Origin of the sequence: Mesorhizobium sp. WSM4310 (assembly GCF_007003935.1) — a bacterium.
In the GTDB taxonomy this organism is placed as follows: Bacteria; Pseudomonadota; Alphaproteobacteria; order Rhizobiales; family Rhizobiaceae; genus Mesorhizobium.
Genome location: NZ_VFTA01000019.1, coordinates 1 through 15,542 on the forward strand (window position 1 = coordinate 1; position 15,542 = coordinate 15,542).

General features: G+C 64.7%; 13 protein-coding genes and 1 pseudogene. 8 read left to right on the plus strand and 6 right to left on the minus strand.

What is annotated here, in order from left to right; all coding sequences use genetic code 11:
• The 4 genes and pseudogenes from FJV80_RS20095 to FJV80_RS20110 all read left to right on the plus strand — a co-directional run.
• A pseudogene (locus FJV80_RS20095) lies at positions 1-513 on the plus strand (deoxyribose-phosphate aldolase); the annotation flags it as partial.
• A gap of 67 nt (positions 514-580) precedes the next feature.
• Positions 581-2,953: an aldehyde dehydrogenase family protein gene (locus FJV80_RS20100; RefSeq protein WP_142877224.1), complete on the plus strand. Its 2,373-nt coding sequence runs from the start codon at positions 581-583 to the stop codon at positions 2,951-2,953.
• A 191-nt stretch (positions 2,954-3,144) separates the two neighbouring features.
• On the plus strand, positions 3,145-3,876 hold the full coding sequence (locus FJV80_RS20105; protein WP_095788573.1) for an SDR family oxidoreductase: 732 nt from the start codon (positions 3,145-3,147) through the stop codon (positions 3,874-3,876).
• 192 nt (positions 3,877-4,068) lie between these two features.
• Positions 4,069-4,914 carry a fumarylacetoacetate hydrolase family protein gene (locus FJV80_RS20110; protein ID WP_095773336.1) on the plus strand — a complete coding sequence of 282 codons (846 nt, stop codon included), beginning with the start codon at positions 4,069-4,071 and terminating at the stop codon, positions 4,912-4,914.
• Positions 4,915-5,125: 211 nt separating this feature from the next.
• On the opposite strand, the gene FJV80_RS20115 is transcribed toward FJV80_RS20110, so the two are convergent.
• The 6 genes from FJV80_RS20115 to FJV80_RS20140 form a co-directional block, all read right to left on the minus strand.
• Complete coding sequence (locus tag FJV80_RS20115) at positions 5,126-6,124, minus strand: ABC transporter ATP-binding protein (protein ID WP_095773337.1); 999 nt, start codon at positions 6,122-6,124, stop codon at positions 5,126-5,128.
• Positions 6,125-6,182: 58 nt separating this feature from the next.
• Positions 6,183-7,244, minus strand: a complete 1,062-nt coding sequence (locus FJV80_RS20120; RefSeq protein WP_142877225.1) for a Gfo/Idh/MocA family oxidoreductase — start codon at positions 7,242-7,244, stop codon at positions 6,183-6,185.
• On the minus strand, positions 7,241-8,080 hold the full coding sequence (locus FJV80_RS20125; RefSeq protein WP_010912697.1) for a carbohydrate ABC transporter permease: 840 nt from the start codon (positions 8,078-8,080) through the stop codon (positions 7,241-7,243). The genes FJV80_RS20120 and FJV80_RS20125 overlap by 4 nt, the downstream gene beginning before the upstream one ends.
• Before the next feature lie 9 nt (positions 8,081-8,089).
• Entirely contained in the window at positions 8,090-9,019 is a 930-nt protein-coding gene (locus FJV80_RS20130; protein ID WP_095773339.1) for a sugar ABC transporter permease, read from the minus strand.
• A 236-nt stretch (positions 9,020-9,255) separates the two neighbouring features.
• Complete coding sequence (locus FJV80_RS20135; RefSeq protein ID WP_010912695.1) at positions 9,256-10,515, minus strand: ABC transporter substrate-binding protein; 1,260 nt, start codon at positions 10,513-10,515, stop codon at positions 9,256-9,258.
• A gap of 2 nt (positions 10,516-10,517) precedes the next feature.
• On the minus strand, positions 10,518-11,477 hold the full coding sequence (locus FJV80_RS20140; protein ID WP_142877226.1) for an N-acetylmuramic acid 6-phosphate etherase: 960 nt from the start codon (positions 11,475-11,477) through the stop codon (positions 10,518-10,520).
• Between the two features lie 198 nt (positions 11,478-11,675).
• Between FJV80_RS20140 and FJV80_RS20145 the strand changes: the two genes are divergently transcribed.
• The 4 genes from FJV80_RS20145 to nagA are packed head-to-tail and all read left to right on the plus strand — an operon-like array spanning position 11,676 to position 15,536.
• Positions 11,676-12,557, plus strand: coding sequence for an N-acetylglucosamine kinase (locus FJV80_RS20145; protein WP_142877227.1), 882 nt, complete (start codon positions 11,676-11,678; stop codon positions 12,555-12,557).
• On the plus strand, positions 12,554-13,336 hold the full coding sequence (locus tag FJV80_RS20150) for a GntR family transcriptional regulator (RefSeq protein ID WP_095773342.1): 783 nt from the start codon (positions 12,554-12,556) through the stop codon (positions 13,334-13,336). Before FJV80_RS20145 ends, FJV80_RS20150 begins: the two co-directional genes overlap by 4 nt.
• Entirely contained in the window at positions 13,333-14,367 is a 1,035-nt protein-coding gene (locus FJV80_RS20155) for an SIS domain-containing protein (protein ID WP_095773343.1), read from the plus strand. Before FJV80_RS20150 ends, FJV80_RS20155 begins: the two co-directional genes overlap by 4 nt.
• Positions 14,364-15,536, plus strand: coding sequence for an N-acetylglucosamine-6-phosphate deacetylase (nagA, locus tag FJV80_RS20160; RefSeq protein ID WP_142877228.1), 1,173 nt, complete (start codon positions 14,364-14,366; stop codon positions 15,534-15,536). The genes FJV80_RS20155 and nagA overlap by 4 nt, the downstream gene beginning before the upstream one ends.
• Positions 15,537-15,542: the final 6 nt, after the last annotated feature.

Sequence of the window (15,542 nt, forward strand, 5' to 3'; positions counted from 1 at the left end):
GACGGCGCCGACGAGATCGACGTCGTCATTCCGCGCGGGCTGGTGTTCGGCGCCAAGTGGCGGGAGCTCTACAATGAGATCGTGTCGATGCGTGCTGCCTGCGGCGATGCGCATCTAAAGGTCATTCTGGGCACTGGCGACCTCGCCACTTTGCGCAATGTCATGCTGGCCTCGATGGTGGCGATGATGGCAGGCGCCGATTTCATCAAGACCTCGACCGGCAAGGAAAGCGTCAACGCCACGCTGCCCGTCGGCCTCGCCATGGTGCGCGCCATCAGGGCCTATTTCGAGGAAACCGGCTATCTCATCGGCTTCAAGCCGGCCGGCGGCATATCCACGGCAAAAGCCTCGCTCGACTGGCTGGTGCTGATGAAGGAAGAGCTCGGCCGGCCATGGCTGGAACCGGAACTGTTCCGCTTCGGCGCGTCGAGCCTTTTGACCGACATCGAGCGGCAGCTCGAGCATCATCTGACCGGGCACTATTCGGCCAATCACCGCCACGCAATGGCTTGAGCACCCACCCCGATCGGCCTGGCCGATCGACCCTCCCCGCCAAGGGGAAGGGTGAAGGAGGCACCCCATGAATATTCTCGACCGCTATCACGCCATGGAATACGGACCGGCGCCGGAAGCCCGCAACGAGGCCGATGCGTGGCTTGCCGCGCGCGATTTCGGCAAGGCGCTGTTCATCGACGGCGGCTGGAAAGCCGCTTCCGGCGGCAAGACTTTCGAAACCAGCGAGCCGTCTTCCGGCAAGCTGCTGGCCAAGGTCTCCGACGCCAGTGCCGCCGATATCGACGCGGCGGTTGCGGCCGCCACCAAGGCGCTGCCGAAATGGAGCGCCAGTTCAGGCTACCAGCGCGCCAAGGTGCTTTATGCCATCGGCCGTGTCATGCAGCGGCATCAGCGCCTGTTCGCGGTGCTCGAGTCCATCGACAACGGCAAGCCGATCCGCGAAAGCCGCGACATCGACGTGCCCCTGGCGATCCGCCATTTCATCCATCACGCCGGCTGGGCGCAGGCGCTGGACAAGGATTTTCCCGGGCACAAGGGTGTCGGCGTCGTCGGCCAGATCATCCCTTGGAATTTCCCGCTGCTGATGCTGGCCTGGAAGATCGCGCCGGCACTGGCCGCCGGCTGCACGGTGGTGCTGAAGCCGGCCGAGTTCACGCCGCTCACAGCCATCCTGTTCGCCGAGATCTGCGAGCGTGCCGGCGTACCGAAGGGCGTCGTCAACATCGTGCAGGGTGGACCGGAAGCGGGCGCGGCCATCGTCAACCATCCCGGCATCCAGAAGATCGCCTTCACCGGCTCGTCGGAAGTCGGCAAGATCATCAGGAAGGCCACCGCCGGATCGGGCAAGAAACTGTCGCTGGAGCTCGGCGGCAAATCGGCCTTCATCGTCTTCGAGGATGCCGATCTCGACAGCGCCGTGGAAGGTCTGGTCGATGGCATCTGGTTCAACCAGGGCCAGGTCTGCTGCGCCGGATCGCGGCTCCTGGTGCAGGAAGGCATTGCCGAAGCCCTGATCGCCAAGGTCAAGATGCGGATGAGCCGGCTGCGCGTCGGCAGTCCGCTCGACAAGAACACCGATATCGGCCCGCTGGTCGATCCGACGCAGCTCGACCGCGTCAAGGGTCTGGTCGCCGAAGGCGCGAAGCAGGGCGCCGTCTGCTGGCAGCCGGATGCGGCGCTGCCGGCCACCGGCTACTATCACCTCCCGACACTCGCCACCGGTGTTTCGCCGGCTAACATCCTGGCGCAGGAAGAGGTGTTTGGGCCAGTTCTGGCGACCATGACCTTCCGCAACACCGAGGAAGCGATCGAGCTTGCCAACAACACGCGCTACGGGCTCGCGGCGAGCGTGTGGAGCGAGAATGTCAACCTCGCGCTCCATGTCGCGCCGCAGCTGAAGGCCGGCGTCGTCTGGGTCAACGGCACCAACATGTTCGATGCCGCCTGCGGCTTCGGCGGCTACCGCGAAAGCGGTTTCGGCCGCGAGGGCGGGCGCGAAGGCATGTTCGAATATCTCGCGGCAAATCTGCCGCTCGGACCGGTCATCAAGCCGGCGGCGGTCTCGGCGCAACCGGTCGAGCAGGCTGACGGCGCGGCCATTGACCGCACGGCAAAATTGTTCATCGGCGGCAAGCAAATTCGGCCCGACGGCAATTATTCGCTGGCTGTCGCCACCGCCAAGGGCAAGCTGGCCGGCGAAGTCGGCTTTGGCAACCGCAAGGATGTCCGTGACGCCGTCGCGGCCGCCCGCGCCTGCAAAGGCTGGCCGGAAGCCACCGCCTACAATCGCTCCCAGGTGCTTTATTACCTGGCCGAGAATCTTTCCGGCCGCGCTGGCGAGTTTGCCGCCCGTCTCAGCGAGCTGACCGGGGCTACGCCCAAGGCGGCGCGCGAGGAGGTCGACCAATCGATCGAACGACTGTTCCTCTATGCTGGTCTTGCCGACAAGTTCGAGGGGCGCGTGCACCAGCCGCCGGCCCGCGCGGTGACGCTGGCGCTGCATGAGCCGGTCGGCGTCGTCGGCATCGTCGCACCGGACGCATCACCGCTGCTTGGCCTGATCTCGCTGGTGGCGCCGGCGCTGGCCATGGGCAACACGGTGGTCGCGGTGCCTTCGGAACGCTATCCGCTGCTCGCCACCGATCTCTATCAGGTGATCGAATATTCGGACGTTCCGGCCGGCGCCATCAACATCGTCACCGGCCGCACCGCCGAGCTTGCCGGCGTGCTGGCCAAGCATGACGATGTCGACGGGCTCTGGGTGTTCGCCGATGCCGAGACCTGCGCCAAGGCGGAAGCCGAGTCCATCGGCAACCTCAAGCGCGTCTGGAGCGGCAATGGCCGCGGCCTCGACTGGGCATCCGACGAGGCGGCCGGCGATGCTTTCCTGCGCCGCGCCGTCGAGGTCAAGAATGTCTGGGTGCCTTACGGCGACTGACATTTCCCGGCTGTCGCAATGGTGATCGTGTTCGGGCTTGACGCCCGGACATATGTTCTTTAACGAGAAAAAACATCTTTATCAGTGAACTGGCTGCGACGCAGGCCGCACAATCGAGCCTGACTGGCACATGACGCCTCGGCCGGTCGCCGATAAAGGCAGTTGACACCCAAGCAGGCGAGGAAAAAGGCATGGCGGATCTGGCAGGCAAGGTCGTTGTCATCACGGCGGCGGCGCAAGGCATCGGCAAGGCGAGCGTGCTGGCCTTCGCCAAGACTGGAGCCACCGTCCACGCCACCGACATCAACGAGACTCTTCTCGCCGAACTCGCCAAGACGCCAGGGATTAAAACCCGCAAGCTCGATGTCCTCAACGACGAGGCGGTCAACGCCGCCTTCGCCGAGATCGGCCGCGTCGACGTGCTGTTCAACTGCGCCGGCTTCGTCCATTCCGGATCGATCCTGGAGATGAAGGATGGCGATCTCGATTTCGCCTTCAACCTCAATGTCCGCGCCATGATCCGCACCATCCGGGCCGTGCTGCCCGGCATGCTGGAGCGCGGCGACGGATCGATCGTCAACATGTCTTCCGTCGCCGGCGCCGGCAAAGGCGTGCCGAACCGCTTTGCCTATGGCGTCACCAAGGCCGCCGTCATCGGCCTGACCAAGGCGATTGCCGCCGACTATGTCGGCAAGGGCATACGCTGCAACGCCATCTGCCCAGGCACGGTCGAGAGCCCGTCGTTGCAGGACCGCATGCATGCGCAGGGCGACTACGAAGCCGCCCGCGCCGCCTTCATCGCCCGCCAGCCGATGGGCCGGCTCGGCACGCCGGAGGAAATCGCCGATCTCGCCGTCTATCTGGCCGGCGCGACCTACACGTCCGGGCAGGCCTATAATATCGACGGCGGCTGGTCGATCTGAGATCGGGCTGCGCCCTAATTTTTGCCGTGGATCGGGAAGTCTGAAAATCCGGCGCGCCGGCCCGCCCAACAGCTGTCCGTGCTTGCCCGGGAAGAGGTCGATGGGTACGGTCCGCCCGGCTCCCTGGGGAGCCATCGCCTCGGCGGAGAGTTTGCAAAAGGCCGCGAGGCCGCAACCAGGAGAAGGATTTAGATGAAACTGCTGCGCTATGGCGAGGCGGGGAGCGAACGCCCCGGCCTGCTCGATGCGGATGGAACGATCCGCGATCTCTCCGCCCATGTCGCCGACATTGCCGGCACCACGCTTCATCCGGCCTCGCTGGAGATGCTGGGCAAGCTCGATCCGAAGTCGCTGCCGGCGGTTTCCGGCAAGCCTCGCCTCGGCGCCTGCGTTGGCGGCACCGGAAAATTCATCTGCATCGGCCTCAACTACTCCGACCACGCCGCCGAAACCGGCGCCACCGTGCCGCCGGAGCCGATCATCTTCATGAAGGCAAGCTCGGCCATTGTCGGTCCGGATGACGACGTGCTGATCCCGCGCGGCTCTGAAAAGACCGACTGGGAAGTCGAGCTCGCCGTGGTTATCGGCAGAAAAGCCAAATATGTCAGCGAAGCCGATGCGCTCGACTATGTCGCCGGCTATGCCGTTGCGCATGACGTCTCCGAGCGCGCCTTCCAGGCCGAGCGTCAGGGCCAGTGGACCAAGGGCAAGAGCTGCGACACGTTTGGCCCGACCGGCCCGTGGCTGGTGACCAAGGACGAAGTCGCCGATCCGCAGAACCTGAAGATGTGGCTGACCGTCAACGGCAAGACCATGCAGAACGGCTCGACCAAGACCATGGTCTACGGCGTCAAATATCTGGTGTCCTACCTCAGCCAGTTCATGTCGCTGCACCCCGGCGACATCATTTCGACAGGTACCCCGCCCGGCGTGGGCCTGGGCATGAAGCCACCGGTGTTCCTCAGGGCTGGCGACGTGGTGGAACTGGGCATCGAAGGCCTCGGCCAGCAGAAGCAGACGTTTAGGGCTGACGTGTAGGCGCGGCGGCTCCTGACCTTCTCCCCTTGCGGGAGAAGGTGGCCTCGCGAAGCGAGGTCGGATGAGGGGCGCGCGAAGGATCTTAGGTTTGCAGAAGTAAGCGCCTGAAATCTTTCGATCTTTTCACGCCTCACTCCGCTGGAACACCCCTCATCCGTCTCGGCGCTGCGCGCCGATCCACCTTCTCCCACAAGGGGAGAAGGTCAGGGCGCTACTTTATCGTCTTCCCATCCGCGCCAAACCGATAGGTCTTTGCCGGATCCGGTGTCGCATAAAGCGTCGCGCCTGGCTCCGCGTCATAGACGCCGAAGATGCGCACCGTAATCAGCCCGGCCTTTTCGCAGTCGAGATAAAGATTGGTGTCGGCGCCGAGATGTTCGGCATGCACCACCGTGCCCTTCCAGGCGCCTGACTTCGTGTCGACGGTCAGATGTTCCGGCCGCACGCCGATGGTCTTGGCCGTCTCGCCGAGACGCGCACCCTCGATGAAGTTCATCTTCGGCGAGCCGATGAAGCCGGCGACGAATTCGTTTGCCGGTGAATTGTAGAGCTCCATCGGACCGCCGATCTGCTCGATCCTGCCGGCGTTCAGCACGACGATCTTGTCGGCCAGGGTCATCGCCTCGACCTGGTCGTGGGTGACGTAGATCATCGTTGCCTTCAGCCGGCGGTGCAGCTGCGCGATCTCAAGCCGGGTGTTGACGCGCAGGGCGGCGTCGAGGTTCGACAGCGGCTCGTCGAAGAGGAACAGTTTTGGCTCGCGTACCACGGCACGGCCGATGGCGACACGCTGGCGCTGGCCGCCGGAGAGTTCGGCCGGGCGCCTTTCGAGATACGGCTCCAGCGACAGCATGGACGAGGCGATGCCGATGCGGCGGTCGATCTCGGCCGCCGGCGTGCCGGCCTGTTTCAGGCCGAGGCCCATATTGTTCTTCACCGTCAGATGCGGGTAGAGCGCATAGGTCTGGAACACCATGGCGATGCCGCGCTTGGCCGGCGGTGTGGCCGACACATCCGCGCCGTCGATCACCACCCGGCCCGAGGTCGAATCCTCCAGCCCGGCGATGACCCTGAGCAAGGTCGACTTACCGCAGCCCGACGGACCGACGAAGACGACGAATTCGCCATCCGTCACTTCGAGGTTGATGCCTTTCAGCACCTCGACCGGCCCGAAGGCCTTCTTCACATTTTCGATCTTCAGCGAGCCCACGGCAGTCCTCCAAATTGATGAGTGAGCGCCAAGGCACCCCCCGATGACAATGCCCCGGTCACAATCGCACCGCCTTTCCGCTGCGCACGCTCTCGTCGGCGGCAAGGCAGACGGCGAGCGACTTGACCGCGTCGTCCATGTGGCGGGTGAGATCCATGTCCTCGCGGATCGCCTTCAGGACGAAGGCCTGTTCGAGGTCGCAGAGGTCCTGATGTCCGGGTTCGCCGGCCATGGACAGCATCTCGTCCGCCTTGACGAATTTGCCGTCCGGACCGGTCGCCGCACTGTGCAGGCGGATGGTCGAGGTCTTGGTGTGGGTGTCGATGTCGTCCGACTTCACACCTTCTTTCATGACGATCGACACGCAGCCATTCGGCGAGATGACGTCCTTCACGAAGAAGGCGGTTTCGGAAATCATCGGCCCCCAGCCGGCTTCGTACCAGCCGACCGAACCGTCATCGAACAGCACCTGCAGGTGGCCGTAATTGTACATCGTCGGCGCCACCTCCTGCGTCAGCCGCACGCCCATGCCGCGCACCTCGACCGGCCTGGCGTCGGTGATCTGCAGCATGACGTCGAGATAGTGGACGCCGCAATCGACGATAGGCGACGTCGTCTGCATCAATTGCTTGTGCGTCTCCCAGGTAGGGCCTGAGGACTGCTGGTTGAGGTTCATGCGGAAGACATAGGGGCCGCCGAGCTTGCGCGCCTCGGCGATCAGCCTGATCCAGGACGGGTGGTGGCGCAGTATATAGCCGATCACCAGTTTCCTGTCGTTGGCCTTGGCGGCCGCGACGACGCGCTTTGCGTCGGCCACCGTCGTTGCCAGCGGCTTTTCGACAAAGACATGGCAGCCGGCCTCGAACGCCCTGACCGCATAGTCGGCATGGCTGTCGGAATAGGTGGCGATGCAGGCGAGATCAGGCTTTTCGTCGCGCAGCGCCTCGTCGAAGGAACGCCTGATGCCATAGGCCGACAGGCCTTCCGGCAGCGGCACGTCGGAACGGTTGATCAGTGCCGCAATCTCGAAGCCAGGATTGGTGTGATAGGCCAGCGCATGGCTGCGGCCCATATTGCCGAGGCCGGCGACGACGACGCGAAGGGGTGGTTTTGAGCTCACTTGACGGCTCCAGACGTAATGCCGCGGATCAGCTGCCGCGAGAAGATGACGTAGAGGATCAGCACCGGCATGATCGCCAGCGAGAGTGCCGCCAGGATGGCGTTCCAGTTGGTGACGAACTGGCCGAGGAAGAGCTGCGCGCCGAGCGTCACCGTCTTGGTCTCTTCCGAGGGCGCCAGGATCAGCGGAAACCACAGATCGTTCCAGATCGGGATCATGGTGAAGACGGCGACCGTCGCCATCGATGGCCGCACCAGCGGCAGCACCAACCGGAAGAAGATGGTGTATTCCGACAGGCCGTCGATGCGGCCGGCATTCTTCAGGTCGTCGGACACCTGCTTCATGAATTCCGACAGGATGAAGACGGCGAGCGGCAGGCCTTGCGCGGTGTAGACCAGGATGAGTGCGGTCAGCGTGTTGACCAGCCCGCTCGCCACCATCAATTGCAGGATGGCGACGGTGCCGAGGCGGATCGGGATCATGATGCCGAGCGCCAGATAGAGCCCCATCAGCGAATTGCCGCGGAAGCGGTATTCCGACAGTGCGAAGGCCGCCATGGCGCCGAACAAAAGCACGAAGAACAGCGAGGCGACGGTGACGACGAGGCTGTTCTGGAAATAGTGGATGAAGTCGCCCTGGCCGATCACCGTGGTGTAGCCGATCAGGTCGAATGTCTTCGGCGTCGGCGGCGTCAGCGGCGCGCCGAAGATGCCGGCGCGGGACTTGAACGAATTCATGATGACCAGGATCACCGGAAACAGCGCGATCGCCGTATAGGTCAACAGAATCGCGTGGGCGCCGATGGTGCGGGGCAGCGAACGGGTGGCAGTGCTCATCTCTTGCCCTCAGAACTGGTAGCGACGCAGGCGCGTCTGGACGAGGAAGAGGTAGACACAGACGCCGCCGAGGATGATCAGGAACATCATCGTGGCGATCGCCGCGCCCATGTTGGGGTCGCCGACCTGCAGCTGGAAGCCGAAGAAGGCGCGGTAGAGGAAGGTGCCGAGAATGTCGGTCGAATAGTTCGGCCCGGCGAGCGCGCCCTGTGCGGTGTAGATCAGGTCGAAGGCATTGAAATTGCCGACGAAGGTGAGGATCGAGATGATGCCGATCGACGGCAGGATCAGCGGCAGCTTGATCTTCCAGAACTGCGACATGCCGGTGATGCCGTCGCATTCGGCGGCCTCGATCACCTCGTCGGGGATCGACAGGAGTGCTGCGTAGATCAGCATCATCGGGATGCCGACGAACTGCCACACCGAGATCAGGCTGAGCGCGGTCAGCGCGTATTCTTCCTTGCCGAGCCACGGCGTGAACAGGCTTTTCAGGCCGATAAGGTCCAGCATGTGCGGCGCCACGCCCCAGAGCGGCGACAGGATCAGCTTCCAGGCGAAGCCGACGATGACGAAGGACAGGATGGTCGGCACGAAGATCGCCGTGCGGTAGAAGGCCGCGAATCTTAGCCTCGGGCTGGACAACAGGGCTGCCAGCATCACGCCGATCGGGTTCTGCACCAGCATATGGATGATGAAGAACCAGACGTTGTTGCGCAGCGCATTCCAGAAATTCACCGACCAGTTGGGGTCGCCGAACAGCGTGCGGAAATTGTCCAGTCCGACAAAGACCTGGTGCTGCTCGATGTTGCGGAACAGCGACAGCTGCAGCGTGCCGGCGAGTGGCAGGATCATGATTGCCGTATAGACGAGCACGGCCGGCGCCAGGAAGATGGCGATGTGCCAGCGAAACGGTCTTTTCGGTCGGATATCTGCGGCCATGAGTTCGGTTCCCGCCGTCTCTCGGTTCCAGACGATGTTGTTGCTAGATGATGCCTCGATGCACGGCCCCAGACATCCTTGCCCGGTGCGGCAAGAACAGAGGCCTGCGACTGATCAGCTAGCCTTCCCCAAGACGAGCAAGGGTAAGGCCGCGAGGCGGTGCCGACAATCGCTATCTGAACGGGGTATCCGGAACCGGCCAGGCATGCGCCCGGCCGGTTCCGTTGCCTGAGCTCTTACTTCGCCGGCTTATACCAGCTGTCGAGACCGGTCTGCAGCTTCTTGGCCGCGGCTTCCGGCGTGTCGGTGCCGTTGATGACGTTGGCCGATTCAACCCAGGTCTCGTTTTCGAGGTTCGGCGTGCCGCGCGACAGGATCTGGTAGGTCGAGCGGATCGTCGACTTGCACTTGCCGCGCCAGGAGACGAATTCCTGCGCCAGCGGGTCCGCCATCTTCACCGGCGAGGAGTTCAGGCTGAAGAAGCCCGGCAACGCGTTGGCGTAAATGGTGGCGAAGTCCGGCGAGGCGACCCACGACAGGAAGGTCTTGGCCGCGTCGGCATGCTTGGAGGCTGCATTCAGGCCCATGCCGATATCGGTATGGTCGGAGATGTAGCAGGTGTCGCCGGCCTTCTCGACCGGCGGCGGGAAGGCGCCCATCTTGAACTGGGCCTGGGTGTTGAACAGGCCGATTTCCCACGAGCCGGCCGGGTAGATGGCGGCGCGGCCGAGCGTGAACAGGTTCTGGCTGTCCGGATAGGTCTGCGCCTCGAAGCCGTCGCCGAGATACGGCTTCCACTTGGCCAGTTCCTCATAGGGAGCGACCCAGTCCTTGTCGGTCAGCTTCTGCGTGCCCTTGATCAGCGCCTGACGGCCGTCCTCGCCCTTCCAGTAGTTGGGGCCGATGTTCTGGTAGCCCATGGTCGCGGCTTCCCAGAGGTCCTTGGTGCCCATCGCCATCGGGATGTAGGTGCCGTCGGCCTTGATCTTGTCAAGCGCGGCGAAGAACTCGTCGCGGGTCGTCGGCACCTTGATGCCGAGCTTGTCGAAGGCGTCCTTGTTGTAGATGAAGCCGTGGATGACGGATGCCATCGGCACGCAGAAGCTCGCCTTGCCGTCATCGGTCTGCCAGGCGGACTTCGCGACGGGCGAGAAGTTCTCCATGCCGGGCAGCGCCGAAAGATCGGCGAGGTTGCCCTTCTTGTAGAGTTCAAGCGACTTGTCGAAGGGGCGGCAGGTGATCAGGTCGCCCGCCGAGCCGGCGGCGAGCTTGGCGCCAAGGGCGGCGTCATATTCGGTCGGAGCCGATGGTGCGAACACCACCTTGATGCCGGGATTCTTGGCTTCGAAGGCCGGGATCAGCTTGTCCTTCCAGATGGCAAGGTCGTCGCCGCGCCAGCTTTCGATGTTGAGCGTTACGTCCTCGGCGTGAGCCAACCCGGCCGAGCCGAGAATGCTGGTGCCCAGAAGCAGTGCCGTCAGTAGTTTCGTTGTCATGCTCAGTCTCCCTGTTGACCTTTTTCAGGTTCGGTTTTGATGAGAACGGAGGCAGTGCGCCCCTTGCTCCCCTCGATCGCGGAAAGCGCCGGCCTCAGCCTCTGGCCGGTTCCTTCCAGCAGTTTCTCCGCCACGTCGGCGCTGTCGGCGCCGGCGGCGAGCAGAATGGCGGTCTTAACCGCGCCGCCGCTCTTTTCGAGCAGCCGGGCGGCTTCGTCCCTGTCGCGCCCGCTGATGGCGGCGACGATGCGCGCGGCGCGGTCGCGCAGCTTGATGTTGTCGGCCAGGAGATTGACCATGTACCCGTCATGGACATGGCCGAGATGGACGGCGGTCAGCGTCGACAGCATGTTGAGCGCGATCTTCTGCGCGGTACCGGCGCCCATGCGCGTCGAGCCGGCGATCACTTCCGGCGGCGTTTCCAAGAGGATGGCGGTTTCGGCCTGGCGCAGCAGGGCCGAGTCCCGATTGTTGCCAATGCCGATGGTGGCTGCACCCTGGCTGGCAGCTTCCTCGATGGCGCGCACTGCATAGGGCGTGGCGCCGCTGGCGGAAAGGGCGATCAGGCAATCGCCCACGCCGATACCGGCATTGGCGACGGCAGCCGCCGCCGCCTCCGTATCATCCTCCGGGCCGCCGGCCAGTGTCCTCAAGGCCTCGTCGCCGCCGGCGATCAAGATGGCGATGCGGTCGCGGCGGATGCCGAAAGTGCCGGGAAGTTCCAGGGCGTCGGCCAGCGCCATCAGGCCGGAACTGCCGGCCGCGGCATAGGCAAGCTTGCCGCCGCCGCTCAACCGGCCGGCGATGATCTCGGCTGCCTTGGCAATGGCGGGGATGGCGTTGCGGACGGCCTTTGCGGCTTCGATCTGCGCATCGGCCAGCGAAACAAGGATGGCTTCCGGAGCCTGGATATCCAGCCCCTCGGCATTCCTGTGAAGCGCTTCGGTGCGCGTTTCAGCCATCCGTGTTCCTCCAATACCAGAACAATACCAAAAAAATACCACTTGTCCACATGCATTAACGAATTCGCGGAGAGGAAATCGCTGAGCCGGCGAAATGTGCAGGGTTTTCAATAAAATACGGCTTAATCTTTTTGAAACGGAATTTAACTCTTGGCTATTGGTATTTTATTGGTATTATCCGCCCGGAGGAGAAATCGCGTGAAATTCGTGCTCGGCATCGATGGCGGCGGCACCAGCTGCAGGGCCGCCCTGGCAACAATTGAAGGTTCGGTCATTGGCCGTGCCAAAAGCGGCGCCGCCAACATCCGCACCGATCTCACCGGCGCGCGCTCGAACATTGTCGACGCCGCGCGGCAGGCTTTCATTGCCGCCGGGCAGGATCCCGAACTCATCCCGCAAACACCGGCCATTCTCGGCCTTGCCGGCGCCAATGTCGGCACCTACCGGCAGCAGCTCGAAGCCATCCTGCCGTTCAGCATCAGCCGTGTCGAGACCGATGCCGAGATCGCGCTCGAAGGGGCCGTCGGCTCCGGTGACGGCGCCATGGCCATCCTCGGCACCGGCACCGCCTATATGGCGCGCAAGCATGGCAGGTCGCGCGCCATCGGCGGCTGGGGCTTCCAGGTCGGCGACCAGGGCAGCGGCGCCCGCATCGGCCGCGACCTGCTGGAGCAAACGCTGCTTGCCCATGACGGCGTGCGCGCACGCTCGCCGCTGACCGACGCCATGATGGCGATCTTCCGCAACAATCCCGAGGACGTGGTCGAATTCACCACCAACGCCAAGCCCGGCGATTTCGGCGGCTTCGCGCCCAAAGTGTTCGAGCATGCGCAAAAGGGCGATGCCGTCGCCAACTGGATCGTCGACAAGGCGGTCGGCGATGTCGAGGCCTCGCTGGGCGCACTCGACCTTTCGGATGACGCGCCGCTTTGCCTGCTTGGCGGGCTGGCGCCGCTTTATGCGCCGCGCCTGTCGGCGCGCTACCGCGCACTGCTCAAGCCGCCGCTCGACGACGCGCTGGGCGGCGCGGTGCAGATGGCGGTCCGGCTTTTCGCCAAACCGGTGGAGGCGGCGCGATGAGCGACGCCGCCGACCAGATCTTCGCCACGCTGAGGCAATCCGCGCAAAGCGGCGCGCCGCTCTATCTGCAGCTGCGCAAGAGCATTGAGGACGCCGTCAACCGTGGCCTGATCGGGCCTGGCGATGCGCTGCCCTCCGAGCGCGATATCGCCACCAAGGCCGATATTTCGCGCGTCACCGTGCGCAAGGCGGTGCAGGACCTGGTCAAGGGCGGCATTCTCGTGCAGCGCCACGGCTCCGGCACTTTCGTGGCGCCGCGCATGGAACGCGTCGAGCAATCGCTGTCGCGGCTGACCTCGTTTACCGAAGACATGGCGCGGCGCGGCATGGCGGTGCGTTCGGCATGGCTGGACCGCGGCCTCTATGCGCCCTCGCCCGACGAGATGATGGTGCTTGGCCTGTCGTCGAGCGAGCTGGTGGCGCGCGTGGCGCGCCTGCGCATCGCCAACGACACGCCGCTGGCGATCGAACGCGCCTCGCTGTCGGCCAGCGTGCTGCCCGACCCGGCGGGTATCGGCTCTTCGCTCTATGCCGCGCTGGAATTGACCGGCAACCGGCCGGTGCGGGCGGTGCAGCGCATCTCGGCCGCCAATCTCGGCGACAGCGATGCGCGCCTGCTCGAGGTACCGCCGGGTATCGCCGGCCTGCACATCGAACGCATCTCCTATCTGGCGAGCGGCAAGGTGATCGAATTCACCCGCTCCATCTACCGGGGCGACGCCTATGATTTCGTCGCCGAACTGCGGCTGACAGGGCCGAGCGAAGAGGGCCGACCATGATCTCCAACATCACCCATATGCAGCGCGAGATCGAGGAGATCCCCGAGGCCGTCGCCCGCCTGCTCGACGGCTCCGGCGCCGTGCTCGCCGAGGCCGGGCGCGGTATCAAGGAGCGCGACCCGCATTTCGTCGTCACCGTGGCGCGCGGTTCGTCCGACCATGCCGCGACCTTCATGAAATATGCCGTGGAGCTGACGGCGGGCCTTGCCGTCGCTTCGGTCGGTCCGTCCATCGCCTCGATCTATGGCCGCAAGCTGAGGCTCGACGGCTCGGCGTGTCTGGCGATCTCGCAGTCGGGCAAGAGCCCCGACATCGTCGCCATGGCTGAAACCGCACGCGCCGGCGGCGCGCTGACCATCGCCGTCACCAACACCGCCGACTCGCCGCTGGCGCGCGCCTGCGACTATTCGATCGACATTCTTGCCGGACCCGAGCGCAGCGTCGCCGCGACCAAGACTTTCGTCAATTCCGCCGTCGCCGGTCTCGCCTTGATGGCGCATTCCACCGGCGACGAAGCGCTTCTGGCAGCGCTGGCCCGCTTGCCCGAGCATTTCGGCAAGGCGATCGCCTGCGACTGGATGAGCGTGCTGGCCGAAACCATCGAGAAGCAGAAATCGCTGTTCATCCTTGGCCGCGGCCCGTCGGCGGCGATGGCCAACGAGGCGGCGCTGAAGTTCAAGGAAACCTGCGGCATGCATGCCGAGGCCTATAGCGCGGCCGAAGTCATGCATGGCCCGCTGGCGCTGATCGGCCCCGACTTCCCGGTGCTGGCGCTGGCCGCGCGCGATGCGTCCGAACCGTCCGTCGCCGAAGCAGCCGACGGCCTGGCGGCCAAGGGAGCGCCGGTGTTCGTCACCTCAACGCTCGCCAACCGCGCGACGCGCCTGCCGCATGTCGCCACCGGTCACCCGCTGACCGATCCGCTGACGCTGATCGTTTCGTTCTACGTGTTCGTCGAGGCCTTCGCGCGCCATCGCGGCCTCGACCCGGACACGCCGCGCAATCTTCGCAAGGTGACGGAGACCGTATGAGCGACCGTTTTGCCCTGACTGGCGCCCGAATTTTCGACGGTGACGACTGGCATGAAGGCCACGCCCTAGTCGTGCGCGACGGCCTGGTCGAGGCGATCTTACCCTCGGGCGCCATTCCCTCGGATATCCGTGCCGTCGACGCCGGCGGCGGCATGCTGGTGCCGGGCTTCGTCGACATCCAGGTCAATGGCGGCGGCGGCGTCATGCTCAACGACCATCCCGATGTGGCCTCGATCGAGACCATCTGCCGGGCGCATGCGCCCTTCGGCACGACGGCGCTCTTGCCGACGCTGATCACCGACACGCCCGCGATCACCGCTTCCGCCATCGCCGCCGGCGCGGCCGCCGCTCGACAAAAGGTGCCGGGATTCCTCGGCCTTCATCTCGAAGGCCCGCATCTGTCGATCGCGCGCAAGGGCGCGCATGACCCGGCGCTGATCCGGCCGATGACGGATGCCGACCAGGCAATGCTGATCGCGGCGCGGCCGAAACTACCGGTGCTGCTCACCACGATCGCGCCGGAATCCGTCGATCCGGCGCGCGTTGCGGCCTTGGTCAAGGCCGGCATCATCGTCAGCCTCGGCCATTCCGACACGGGTTATGCCACGGCAAAAGCCTTTGCCGAGGCCGGTGCCGGCGTGGTCACGCATCTGTTCAACGCGATGAGCCAGATCGGCAACCGAGAGCCCGGCCTCGTCGGCGCGGCCGTCAGCATCGGCACATTGTCAGCCGGGCTGATCGCCGACGGCATCCACGTTCATCCGGCAACCATCCGGATCGCGCTCGACGCCAAACGGGGGCCGGGCAAGATCGTGCTGGTCACCGATGCGATGGCGACGATCGGCACCGACATGACCTCGTTCACGCTCAACGGCCGCACCATCTACCGCAAGGACGGGAGCCTCCGACTTGCCGACGGCACGCTGGCCGGCGCCGATCTCGACATGATCTCGGCTGTGCGGTTCATGCACGATGTCGTCGGTGTCGATCTGTCCGAGGCCTTGCGCATGGCTTCGCTCTATCCGGCGCAGGCGATAGGCCAATCGCACCGGCTTGGCCGCCTGGCCAACGGCACGGCGGCCGACATCGTTGCGCTGTCGGACGATCTTGGCATAGGAAGCGTCTGGATCGGCGGCGACAAGGTGTTCGAGGCCGGCGCTTCACGCTGAAGGCGG